The 11,737-nt window shown below is 58.2% G+C and carries 10 protein-coding genes and 1 pseudogene; 4 read left to right on the plus strand and 7 right to left on the minus strand.

Annotated elements, in window-relative coordinates:
- Positions 1-288 precede the first annotated feature (288 nt).
- Complete coding sequence (locus AC07O3_RS28545; RefSeq protein ID WP_495340901.1) at positions 289-2,397, plus strand: ATP-dependent nuclease; 2,109 nt, start codon at positions 289-291, stop codon at positions 2,395-2,397.
- 58 nt (positions 2,398-2,455) lie between these two features.
- Here AC07O3_RS28545 and AC07O3_RS28550 read toward each other — a convergent pair whose 3' ends face one another.
- The 6 genes from AC07O3_RS28550 to AC07O3_RS28575 all read right to left on the minus strand — a co-directional run bounded on the left by AC07O3_RS28550 (position 2,456) and on the right by AC07O3_RS28575 (position 9,428).
- The gene (locus tag AC07O3_RS28550; protein WP_495340902.1) at positions 2,456-3,196 is read right to left on the minus strand and encodes a hypothetical protein; all 741 of its coding nucleotides are present in this window, start codon (positions 3,194-3,196) and stop codon (positions 2,456-2,458) included.
- Positions 3,197-3,628: 432 nt separating this feature from the next.
- Positions 3,629-4,579 carry a retron St85 family RNA-directed DNA polymerase gene (locus AC07O3_RS28555; protein ID WP_495340903.1) on the minus strand — a complete coding sequence of 317 codons (951 nt, stop codon included), beginning with the start codon at positions 4,577-4,579 and terminating at the stop codon, positions 3,629-3,631.
- Positions 4,572-5,498: a retron St85 family effector protein gene (locus AC07O3_RS28560; RefSeq protein WP_495340904.1), complete on the minus strand. Its 927-nt coding sequence runs from the start codon at positions 5,496-5,498 to the stop codon at positions 4,572-4,574. Before AC07O3_RS28560 ends, AC07O3_RS28555 begins: the two co-directional genes overlap by 8 nt.
- 433 nt (positions 5,499-5,931) lie before the next feature.
- Complete coding sequence (locus tag AC07O3_RS28565) at positions 5,932-7,251, minus strand: sulfatase family protein (RefSeq protein WP_495340905.1); 1,320 nt, start codon at positions 7,249-7,251, stop codon at positions 5,932-5,934.
- Positions 7,252-7,279: 28 nt separating this feature from the next.
- The gene (locus AC07O3_RS28570) at positions 7,280-8,266 is read right to left on the minus strand and encodes a Bug family tripartite tricarboxylate transporter substrate binding protein (protein WP_495340906.1); all 987 of its coding nucleotides are present in this window, start codon (positions 8,264-8,266) and stop codon (positions 7,280-7,282) included.
- A 154-nt stretch (positions 8,267-8,420) separates the two neighbouring features.
- A complete protein-coding gene (locus tag AC07O3_RS28575; protein ID WP_495340907.1) occupies positions 8,421-9,428 on the minus strand; it encodes a Bug family tripartite tricarboxylate transporter substrate binding protein in 1,008 nt (335 codons plus the stop codon).
- Positions 9,429-9,553: 125 nt separating this feature from the next.
- Here AC07O3_RS28575 and AC07O3_RS28580 point away from each other — a divergent pair, with 125 nt between their 5' ends.
- Positions 9,554-10,483 carry a LysR substrate-binding domain-containing protein gene (locus AC07O3_RS28580; protein ID WP_495340908.1) on the plus strand — a complete coding sequence of 310 codons (930 nt, stop codon included), beginning with the start codon at positions 9,554-9,556 and terminating at the stop codon, positions 10,481-10,483.
- Between the two features lie 4 nt (positions 10,484-10,487).
- On the opposite strand, the gene AC07O3_RS28585 is transcribed toward AC07O3_RS28580, so the two are convergent.
- Positions 10,488-10,742, minus strand: a complete 255-nt coding sequence (locus tag AC07O3_RS28585; RefSeq protein ID WP_093057913.1) for a DUF1488 family protein — start codon at positions 10,740-10,742, stop codon at positions 10,488-10,490.
- A gap of 149 nt (positions 10,743-10,891) precedes the next feature.
- Between AC07O3_RS28585 and AC07O3_RS28590 the strand changes: the two genes are divergently transcribed.
- Together AC07O3_RS28590 and AC07O3_RS28595 are read left to right on the plus strand one after the other, a co-directional pair.
- Complete coding sequence (locus AC07O3_RS28590) at positions 10,892-11,554, plus strand: suppressor of fused domain protein (RefSeq protein ID WP_354337518.1); 663 nt, start codon at positions 10,892-10,894, stop codon at positions 11,552-11,554.
- A gap of 86 nt (positions 11,555-11,640) precedes the next feature.
- A pseudogene (locus AC07O3_RS28595) lies at positions 11,641-11,727 on the plus strand (hypothetical protein); the annotation flags it as partial.
- Positions 11,728-11,737: the final 10 nt, after the last annotated feature.

Here is an 11,737-nt window from a genome sequence, read left to right on the forward strand (position 1 = left end):
ACTCTTCTTCATGGGCTCCTCTTCGGGCGGGAGCCATCTTCCTAGAAATCAATGTCTCGGAGAAACCGGGCAGGTCAGGTTGGGGTAGGGCGAAGCGCTAGCGCCCCAGTCAGCTTCAACTGGGCATCCCACAAAGAGGGGATGCCCAGGACCTTGCACTTCGCTACCGTAGTGCAGGGGAGCACCACAAAGGTACGGGTCGAAAGATGGCTTGGAAAGCGGCGAGCATAGCTATAGCGGCGTTTCCAGTTGCCGTCAGGTTGCCCTTTGCCTTCGAGGGAGGTCACTTTGAAGCTTGAGAAAATAACCATCTCCAACTTTAAGAGCCTGCGTCATCAGGTGTTTGAACCGACTCGGTTTGGCTGCTTGGTAGGAGAGAACAACGCAGGAAAGTCTTCAGTCCTTCAGGCAGTTGTTACTGCTCTAAATCGTCCAGCGCAGTTGCCGCTGAGTCACTTTTACGATCCAACAGAGCCAGTTGAATTCGTTGTTCGCTTCACCGATGTGAGTGAAAGGCATCTCGCTAGGCTGGCCCTTGAGCACAGAGCGAGGATTGGGGCTATCGTGGTCAACGAGGTTTTGACACTGTGCGTCCGCTACAGGGCAGCAGAAAGAGTTGAAGTCGCCGCGTATCGCCTAGTTCCGCGAGACGTTCGCTTTCGACAGGAAACCATTGATGCTGAGCTCGGTGGGCTAAGAGGCGCGGCGATACGAGAGACCGTCGCTCGGGTGTATCCCGAGTTCATAACAGTGATGCCAGAGACTTTTCCTACACTCGCGACGGCTAAAGCATTTCTGCAGCAAAGGGTCGAGGAACTGCCAAGGGAAGAGATGGAAATGATCGAAGGGCCTTTGCCTTCGGGAATTGCACCGTCTATCTCGATGTTGTTGCCCGAGGCAATCTACATCCCTGCAGTCAAGAACCTCAGTGATGACCTCAAGACGACGCAGTCGACATCCTTCGGACGACTGCTGTCTCTACTGCTCGAAGACATGACACCAGATTTGGAAGATGTAGAGCGATCACTGTCGATACTGAATGCGTTGTTTAATCGTGTGACTGAAGGGGATCGAGTAGTAGATCAACGGCATCCCAAAGTGCGAGCTCTTGAGTCGCGTGTTGAATCTCTCCTTGGAGAGAATTTCCCTAGCGTTAGAGTGCAACTCCACATACCACCTCCGGAACTAAAGACCATTCTGAGCACTGCTCAGATTTATATCGATGACGGCTCGCGCGACCTAATAGAGAACAAGGGTGATGGCATCAAGAGGTCGCTGACGTTCGCACTCCTGCAGGCATATGTTCTTCACCTAGAAGAGCAAGGGCAGGCAGACCCGAATGAGGGCGCGGTTTCACGACCTTTGTTCTTTCTTTTCGAAGAGCCAGAGCTTTACTTGCATCCAAAGTCGCAGCGAGTTCTGTTCAACACATTGGCGCGCATTGCAAGTACACATCAAGTCACGTTAACGACGCACTCGCCGTTGTTCTTTGCGCCGGGAGTGACCGCTGCGTTCGTACGTATTGCTAAGCGAGCAGTAGCGGAGGCGAAACCTGAAGGAGTTCTCTATCCGGTTAACTTTGATTTAGACCCTGCGAACGCAGAAATATTTCAGCTAGCTCGCTTTGAGAATGCTGATGCTGCATTCTTCAGCCAACGGGTGATTCTTTTTGAAGGAGAGTCAGATGACGCTTATTGTCGGCATGTTGCCAAGATACTGAACCCGGATTGGGACTTCGATAAAAGAAACGTCGCGCTTGTCCGTGTATCAGGTAAGGGAAACTTCGCGAAGTTCAGAAGATTCTTCTCCGCTTTCGGTATTGAGATTAAGGTGGTCGCGGATCTTGATGCGCTCTTCGAGGGGTATCAGCATCTTGGTGCCAGCGCCGATATCGCCGCTCTCCGGCAGACAATGCTTCGCCAGATAGACACCAGAATCGCTGTGCTAGGCATGGTTGCAGAGCCTAAAGCCCGTCAGATCAAAGCAAGGGTTCAGCAAGAGTCTTGGAAGGCGAAGTACGACATCGTGAAAGGAACCCTTCGTGCAATTCAAGCTTCTCGCCAAGTTAACGACGAGGCATTGGCACTGTTGGATGACTTGTTTACATGGGAGCAAGAGACGGCGCGCATACAGGCCTGCGAAGCGGACGCAGACGCTGCCGCAGCGTTGATTCCGGTCTTGGACGCATTGCGAGCCGAAGGGATCTGTGTTCTCGCTCGTGGCGCTATCGAAGACTACTATCCGACCGATGCCCCGACTTCGGGATCTAAACCGGAGCGAGCGATTGCAGCCTCGGGTTTAGTCACGAATCTTGGCGAAGCTGTAGCGCTGGGCAGACCGCTAGCGACTGGACGCCTTAGCGAACTTCAAGAGGTTTTTGAAGAACTCTTTCGGTAGCTGAGTTGGTTTTTGGCTGTACCTCGATAGCTCTACTTGTTTTCTATTTTGTTGCTCATCACATACGGCTAACACCAGGTATGCCGCTGATCAATTCATCTATCGGGTTGTCAGGGTGGGCGTATATGCGATGCTCGTCTTTCAGAAACGCGTCATCAAGCAGAGGCCTCTCCGATCGATAGAAAAGTGCCTTGCGCGAATAGACTTGAATGGCGTGATTGCACTGATCCACCTCCAGCTCGCGGAGCACTACCGTTGATAGGCGAGGAGAAGCCCTGAAGGACCGAGGCCTGCTAATGATCACACTCATCGAGGGCGTAATCGGAACTAACAACTTTGGGTTGCGCGGAGCGACAGTCAAAGCCTTGAGGTTATGGAAGAACCCGTCGCCGTAGATAAATTCCTTCTTTGGTGAAAATAGAACTACGAATTTTGCAGTTGCACCAATACTGTCGGCGATAGTCCGTTGATAGCTGCGTATGTTCAATCCGATGAGTGCATTGCGCTCGCTGGATGCCAAAGGACCTCGCAGATCTTCCGCAAATACTACTGATGCTTCACGAGTCGCAGGGCTACGCACAGCCAGCGAAACCACGCTTTCGGTGAATGCGCACAGCTGTTCATCAGTGGCGGTTTGAGCGAGATACCTAGTGGCAGGATCGGAAGAGTCCGAAGACTTTCTTTCGAGGCTTTCGAGCCAAGTGATCAACGACGGAAAGTTGTTGTCGGCTGCATCGAACTCCTTCTCGAAACTGAAATCCCAAGGCGTCGAGTCTGCCGCTTCTGAGGCGAGCTTCACGTGATGTCCATTGTTGATGAGCCCCAGTTGATCGGGTGGAACTCGAATCTCGGTGCCATCCGGTTTGATCCAACCAATCTTTCCGTCTGCTGCCGACCATTTACGGGATACGCACCGAGGCCACCAATGATGTCGCTCTGACTTCAACTTAGGCACGTGTTTTCCTACTGTTCTACGCTTCGAGAAATCAAACTGGCGCGACTGAACTCGCTGCTGTGCTGTTGCTATGGCGACAGCAACGGTGATTCGAGGAAACAAGGGACACCCGGATCGCATGCTCTGGATCGCTGCGGATCTAGCGTGGAAGGCGGAGGCGGGCTGCTGCTGCATGCGTATGACGAGCGGCGGCTTGTCCCTCGTGTGTTTCGGTACGACTGGAATGCGGGCGGTGAGCTGGGCGCCGGAGCACCGGTTGGATCGCGCAGCGAAAATTTATTCCACCGGCCGCAAAGACCGAAGTTCCTCTATTCTTTTGTAGTGTTTGAATGAGAGCTTGGTAAATAACGCGGGATCAACATGCTCAATGTAGGCAAGATGGCCTACTAGCTGAGGCACTTGGTCATGTGCCAATTTTTCGGAATCAAATAGCTTGAGAAGAAGCCGGACGTGATCGCGGTAATCTCCGTGAACGACTACGGCGCCTGAATTGTTCACTCTAAGACCAGTAATTATTGTCGAGCCGCCAGCGCGACTCATATAACGGGTCTTGTTTTCATTAATTTGAAGCGACGGGCTGCTTGTCGTTTTTACGACGTCGTGAAGCAACCCGACAAATTCTTTGCAGGCTCCCCGTTTATTCGTCGAAAAAACGAAATCATCCGCGTAGCGAGTTATGGCCGCAGCGCCAAAACGCGAATCATCCATCACAGCATTGGAAAGCACCGCATCGATACGATGCATCACGATATTTGCAATCGCTGGCGATGTCGAGTAGCCAATAGGAAGCCGATCATTTTGATCAAAGCAAACATCGGAAATAAGCCGAAGTGCGTCCTTTTTAATTGACCACTCTGGAAGTAGATGACGAGACTCGAGCATGACTCGCCAAAGATCTTTAGATTCGATTGAGGGAAAAAAGTCTTTTAAATCCAGTCGAACAGAATAGTTCGCTTCTTTGTGCGTGGAGGCATTTTCAAGAATTGATTTCCCTTTTCTGAAAGCAGTGGCCGCGCAATGTACTGGGAGCAAGTCAAGCACGTTTAGGCTCAGCCACGAAAGAATTGGCTTAACCTTTACCGAGGGTTGAATGATCAGTCGCCTATCCCCATTTTTCTTTGGGATTGAAAATTTTCGGCAGCGAGTTTTGGCCAGCCTGATCGCAATTTCTAATGCTGCGACAGGTATTTTTAAGTCGCCCGAGATTTTGGAGACTACGTTATTCATATGCAAATCGCTGAGGGCTGCGCTTCTGATGGAAAACGCGAAATGCTGCCATCAACGCGTAGACGTCATATTTATATCTGAGGAAAAAGTCAGTCGTCACAGCTTCATAGATGGGAAGCAAATTGGGGGTTGATTTGCTTGCCGAGATATCTGCAACAAGTCCTGCCTCCCTGAGAACAGCGAGCAGACTGCTCGCGGCATCAAAGCTTTTTTGCCCAAATAATGAGATCAGGCACGATATTAGCTCTTTATAGCTTACAGGCCCAGACAGTAATACCAAATCATGCAAAAAATAGAGACTGATCTTGTTCATGCGTAAATCGCCAAGAGTCTCATAATTAACGGGGCCGCCATCGACTGGCTGATGAGTAAGAGCAGCTTCCAGATCCTTAAATATCGCTCCAATGCCATCCGATACTTTAATTCCATTGGAAGCCATCGGATACCACATCACGGGAGATTTTGCCTCTTTCATTGCGGCAATTGGTCCGGTGTTTATGAAGGATTCGCTGTGTTCAAATCTGGCGTTATTAACTACGATTAATTTGTGGCGCAATTTTTCATGCGCAAATGCACCTAACTCGCAGAAGGCGCTTTCGCTTTCTAAAATTATTATTACCTTGTCTGCAACATCGGAAATTCTATGCTCAAGGTCGAGGACGTTTTTTTGCGGACCAAATTTTTTGATTTCATTGAAAATTCCTTCGGCATAAATGACCGTGTAATCCGGTGATATTTGATGAATAAATTTTCTTAAATTTGCGCGCCGTTGTGATGGAGTATTTGGGGCTTGGTTTGCGCCGCACAAAAAAATAAGCTGCTTGGATCGGGACAAAAAAGAAGGGCTGTCCTTTAGGGACAGCCCAAATTCATTAAGTCTGATGCCAACCGCACTATTTTCGTAGAAGAGATTGCGCATACGACTTGCCTACATAGAGCGTCGAAGGAGTCCAACTCGGACTTCCTGCCGACTGGCGGGAATCCGAGTTGGACTCCTTCGCCGTAAGGTAAAAATAAAAGGCGGATCGCAACCCGCGACCCGGCTCAGCCGAAGCTGAACAAATGCTAGGCGAGCCAATTATGCAGACGTTGTTTCTTTTTGTGAACAGCAGCTTCCAGGTTTACGCCAATGGTTTACCCGCACGCGCAATCGTGGGCGGCGACCTACATATCGACAATCAGTCTTAAGTAGTTACTCGACGAGGTTCCGTGGTTGCGCTGTCTGATTACCACGATCTATCAAGACACAACTCGAGCACGTCCATCAGCTCATACTCAGTGGTCTTTGTGCGTCGTTGGAAGCCGCATGCAGGTCCTTCTAACGATCTCACGCATGACCTTGCTGCTGCCCCTCATCTCTGCGGCATATCCTTGACCGAATACCCCAAACTAACCGTCGCATCCTCCGGAATAGCAGGCATCGTCGCATTCCAAGCCGCCCAATCCGCCCGCATTGCAGCCAGTCGTTCAGGCTCCTTCTTCCCAAGATTCGCCCGCTCGCGCTCATCCGCAGGAATGTTGAACAGGTACTCGTTCTCGTCCACCTTCAGATACTTCCAGTCCCCATCGCGCATCGCTTCCTGCCCGCGATGGTTCATGCGCCAGTGCAGCGGCCGGCGGAAGCTGTGCTTCGCGTCTTTCAGCACGGGCATCAGCGACACGCCGTCGAGCGGATAGTCCGGATGCGATGAAACCCCGGCCGCGTCGAGCATGGTGGCTGACCAGTCCATGGTCATGCACAGCTGCGTGCTCTCGCCGCCCTTGCCGATCACCGCAGGCCAGTGCGCGATCCATGGCACGCGGATGCCGCCTTCGGTCAAATCCATCTTGCCGCCCACCAGCGGCCAGTTGTCCGAGAAGCGTTCGCCGCCGTTGTCGCTGGTGAACACCACCAGCGTGTTGTCGGCCATGCCGTGCTTTTGCAGCGCGGCCATGATCCAGCCGATGCCTTCGTCCATGTGATGAATCATGCGGCGGTACACATGAATGTTGCCGCCGGCCAGGTCGAACAGGTTGTCCTTTACGGTGGGCGCCTTGGCTGCGTCGTCACGCGTTTCCCACGGCCAGTGGGGGGCGGTGTAGTGCAGGCTCAGGAAGAAGGGCGCTTCCTGCTCTGACATGCGCTCCACATACTCGACCGCGCGTTTGGAGAGGATGTCGGTGAGGTAGCCCTCTTCCTGCTTGTCTTCCTCGCCAAGCCACAGGTCGTGGCGGCCGGTGGAGTCGCAGTGGGTGAAGTAGTCGACACCGCCCGACATGGGCCCGAAGAATTCGTCGTACCCCGAGCGCAGCGGGCCGAAGGTGGGCGGGTAGCCCAGGTGCCATTTGCCGATGAGCGCGGTCTGGTAGCCGCTGGCTTTCAGCAATGAAGGCAGGGTGGGGTGGTCGGTGGGCAGGCCTAGCGTGGTGCTGCCGCGGCTCTTGCTGTTGATGGGCTCTTCGGCGGCGCCGCGCAGGCGGTACTGGTAGCGGCCGGTGATCATGCCGAAGCGCGTGGGCGAGCACACGGGCGAGTTCGCGTAGCCCTGCGTGAGCTTCAGGCCGTTGGCGGCCAGGCCGTCGAGCACGGGCGACACGGGGCCGAACACGGCATCGCGGCCGCCGTAGCAGCCGAGGTCGGCATAGCCGAGGTCGTCGGCAACGATGAAGATGATGTTGGGTCTTGTGCTCATGTCTCTTTGACGTTCTTCTTGAAGGGGTTCAGGGCTGGTAGCCCGATTTCTGCACTACGGGCGCCCATTGCGCGCGGTAGGCCTTGAGCATGGCGGCGGTCTGCGCCTGCGTGCTCACCACCGGCGTCATGCCTGAGTCCTTGAACTTGCGTTGCGTGTCGGGGTCTTGCATGACTTCGCGGATCAGGTTGGACAGGCGCTCGACCTTGTCCTTCGACATGCTGTTCGGCGCGAAGAAGGTGTTCCAGCCGGTGGCGGAGAGGTCGAGGCCGGCTTCCTTGAAGGTGGGCACGTTCGGCGCAAAGGGCGAGCGCTTGGCGCCCGACAGCGCCAGGATGCGCAGCTTGCCCGCCGCATGCTGCGGCACCACCACGTCTTCGGTGTCGACGGCAATGGGCACCTGCCCGCCGATCAGGTCGTTCAGCAGCGGGGCCGAGCCGCGGTAGCCGATCACCTGGGTCTGCACGTTGGCCTTTTCTCCGACCATGAGGCCGAAGAAGTGCGGCAGGCTGCCGGTGGCCGGCACGCCCACGTTGGCCTGCGTGGGGTTGGCGCGCATCCACGCGAGCAGGTGGTTCAGTTCGCGCACGGGCAGGCTGGGCGAGACGGCCAGCGCAAAGTTGTAGTCGTTGACGTACGACACGGGCACGAAGTCGCGCTCTGGGTCGTAGTTGTTGTCCTTGAAGACCAGCGGCGCGACGATCATCACGGCGGGGTTGGCGAGCATCAGCACGTTCTGGTTGGCGGGCGTGATCTTCACCTGCTGCGCCGCAAGGCGGCCGCCCGCGCCGGGCTTGTTGTCTACCACCACCGCCACGCCCAGCTTTGCACCGAGCTTGTCGCCCACGATGCGCGCCACGCGGTCGGTGGCGCCGCCGGGAGCGTAGCCGACCACGATGTGCAGGGGGGTGTCGAACTTGGCCTGGGCGCTTGCCTGGGGGGCGAAGGCTGCCGCAAAGCCGGCAATGGCCAGCAGGCCGGCGGCGCGGCGGGTGAAAAGGGAGGTCGGCAGCATGATGGGCAAGTCCTTGTCGTCGTCTTCGGTCGGTCGGGCGGTGACCAGTAAGTGTGACCGCGAGGCTCGCGGTTGCGGACGATTCTGAAGACGCTGCGTTCGATTGATCAAATCAACCATTGCGGGGGTTTACCCCGCGACAACACCGGCCTCATCAGTCCACCTTCATGCCGGTTGCCTTGACGATGCGGCCGTAGCGCGCCCGGCTGGCGGCCAGGTGCTCGCTGGCCGCGCTGCCGGTTTCGCCGAGCGGCACCATGTCTAGCGAGGCCAGCCGGGCCTTGACCTCGGGCAGGGCCATCGCCTTCTGCAGCGAGGCGCGCAGCGTCTGCATCACCGGTTCGGGCGTGGCGGCGGGCACCATCGAGATATAGAGCACCTCGAACTCCAGGCCCTTCAGGCCCAGTTCGCCCACGGTGGGCACCTGCGGCAACAGCGGCGAGCGTTGTTTGCCGGTAACGGCCAGCGCGCGCAGCTTGCCCGACTGCACCTGCGGCAGCAGGCCCGGCGTGGCGAGGATGCCAGCCTGCACCTCGTCGCCCATCAGCGCCAGCACGGCCGGCGAGTTGCCTTTGTAGGGCACGTGCGTGATCTTCGCGCCCGTTTCGGTTGCAAAGATCTCGGCGGCAATGTGGCCGGGGCTGCCGTTGCCGGCCGAGCTGAAGGTGGCCGGCTCGGCCTTGGCCTGCGCGATGAACTCGGGCAGCGTCTTCGCCTTGACGCCCGGGGCCACGCCGAAGCTCAGGCCCGAAGAGCTGAAGATCATCAGCGGCTTCAGGTCTTTGGCCGCGAAGGGCATCGACGCGTACAGGTGCGGGTTGATGGTGAAGGTGCTGTCGATGCCCAGCAGCACCGTGTAGCCGTCTGCCGGGCTCTTGGCGACCAGGTCGGCACCGATGTTGCCGCCGGCGCCGGGCCGGTTGTCGACGATGAAGGGCTGCTTCAGGTCTTTCTGCAGCGCGTCGGCCAGCGCGCGGCCGAGGATGTCGATGGGGCCGCCCGCCGGGAAGTTGGTGAGGAACTTCACCGCCTTGGTGGGGTAGGGCGCATCGGCTGCGGTGGCGTGGGGGGCGATGGTGCCAAGGGCGAGTGCCGCGCAGGTAGTGATGGCAAAGGCAAGGCGGCGCGTGCCGCCGAAGGCTTTCGGTGAACCGGTGGTCATGTCTCTGTTTGTCTCCTTGTTGGAGGCAACTCTAGGAGGCTGGGAGCACCGGCACAACTGAAAGCTCTTCTGCCAGGTATTCCTGATGGTTATATTCAAACGGCCGCTCGCTCAAGGAAAGCCCCATGTCAGCCATGAACTTTGCGCGCCTGAAGCTGCGCCATCTGCAATGCCTCGTGATGGTGGCGCAGGAGCGCAACCTCGTGCGCGCGGCCGAGGCGTTGTCGCTCACGCAGCCGGCGGTGTCCAAGACCATCGCCGAGCTGGAAGAGATCGTCGGTCGCCAGCTGCTGCTGCGCCGCCGCCGCGGCGTGGAGCTCACACCGGCCGCCGAGGTGCTGGTGCGCCATGCCGTCTCTGCCCTGCGCGGCCTGCGCGAAGGCATGGGCCTGGCCATGGACCAGCCCGAGGCCGACCAGTTGCGCGTGGCCGTCGGCGCCTTGCCGAACATGGTGGCCAACCTGCTGCCCGAGGCCGTCGCCCTGCTGAACGAAGCGCACCCCGCGCTGCGCGTGCGCGTGATGAGCGGCACCAATGCTCAACTGATGACGCAGCTGCGCCAGGGCGAAATCGACGTCGTGCTCGGCCGCCTCGCGCAGGCCTCGGCGATGGCTGACCTGGCCTTCGAACAGCTCTTCAGCGAGCCGCTGCTGCTGGTGGTGCGCCCCGGCCATCCGCTCGCGTCACGGCGCAAGCCGACGCTCGACGCGCTGGCCGCGCACCCGCTGGTGCTGCCGGTGTCGGGCACGCTCATCAGGCACACGGCCGATGCCTTCCTGATCGCGCAGGGCCTCGCGCTGCCCAATCGGCTGGTGGAGGCGACCGACACGAGCTTCGTGGTGGGGCTGCTGCAGCGCTGCGACGCAGTATGGTTCGCGCCGCAAGGAGCGGTGGAAGGCTTCATCGCGCGCGGCGAGTTGAAGCGCGTGGCCATCGACACGTCGAGCACCGAAGGCCCGGTCGGGTTCACGGTGCGCCGCAGCGGCGAGCTGGGGGAGGGCGCGCGGCTGCTGCTCGCAACGATCCGCGAGATCGTGCTCAAGCGAAAGAGTTGAGGCCCTAGGCGGGAGCCTTGAGGTCGTTTTCCCGCAGCATCACGGGCTCCATCGAGCCCTGTGCCAGCCGGCGCCGCACGGCCGCGTCGATTTCCTGGGCATGAAGGCCGTAGGTGTTCAGTGGGTCGGCGTCTTCGCCGGTGCGGTAGTGATAGCGCAGGGTTTCCCTTCCGATGCTCGCGTTCACGTCGTGGCCTTCCACCGCCACCGAAAAGCGCACCGTGCCCGAAGCGTCGTGAAAGAAGGCGGCGTCAGCCATCGCAAGGCCTGGTGTGTGTCATGGGAGTCCTTTCGGTGATGCGCAGAAAGACATCCGCGTGGGGCACTCTAGTCCTTAATGCCGGTGGCGTCTGTCCGGTCTCACGCTTATGCTCTCGCCGGCATGGACATACAGAGGAGGAGCAGCCGATGAGTTCGTTGGAAGAAGTCTGGGCCTACCGCGAGGAGACCCTTTACCCGCAGCTGTTCGGTGAAAAGCACAACGGCATCTTCGTGCTGGACCACGACGACTTCACGTCGCTGGGCGCCGAAAACGTCGATCCGCGCTGGCTGCATCTCGGCGTGTTCGAGTTCGAGCCGACGCCCGCGCGCAACTCGTGGCTCTACGTCACTTCGGGCGGATCGACGCCCTGGGAGACGGAGCCTGCCGACTACAACCCCGAGGAATATTCGTGGCTGGGCTCCGAGCTGGTCATCGAAGTGCCCTCGCAGCCCAAGGACCAGTGGCCGATCAAGCTGCTGCGCCGGCTGCTGGCCTACAACGTGCTGCTCGCGCACGGGCAATTCGGCGAAGACAAACCGTTGCTCGACTACGGCGGCCGCATCCCCATTGGCGATGTGATCCGCGAGAAGGGCGCCATCGGCCTGCGCTGCGTCGTGCTGGCGGAGCCGAAGCACTATCCCGCCACGGCGCAGCTGGCCTCGGGTCAATTCGACTTTCTTCATGCCGTGGGTATTACCGATTCAGAAAAGGACTGGGCCAGGGCGCACAGCTCCGAAGCGCTGCTCCGGCTGCTCGAAGTGCATGGTGGCTTTCCCGTGACGGACCCGCGACGCAAGGCCGTCGCATGAGCCGTGCAAAAGGAGCTACAACCGCACCAACAAAATCCGAACCGTCGCGTGAGCGTGCGCTCGAGCTGGCCGAGTCGCTGCATGCGATGGGCCCGATCGAGGTCAAGCGCTTCTTCGGCGGCTTCGGGCTGGTCATGCAGGGCGTGCAGTTCGCCTTCGTCATGAAGAGCACGCTCTACCTGC

It is taken from the genome of Variovorax sp. GW821-FHT09D05 (assembly GCF_059416325.1).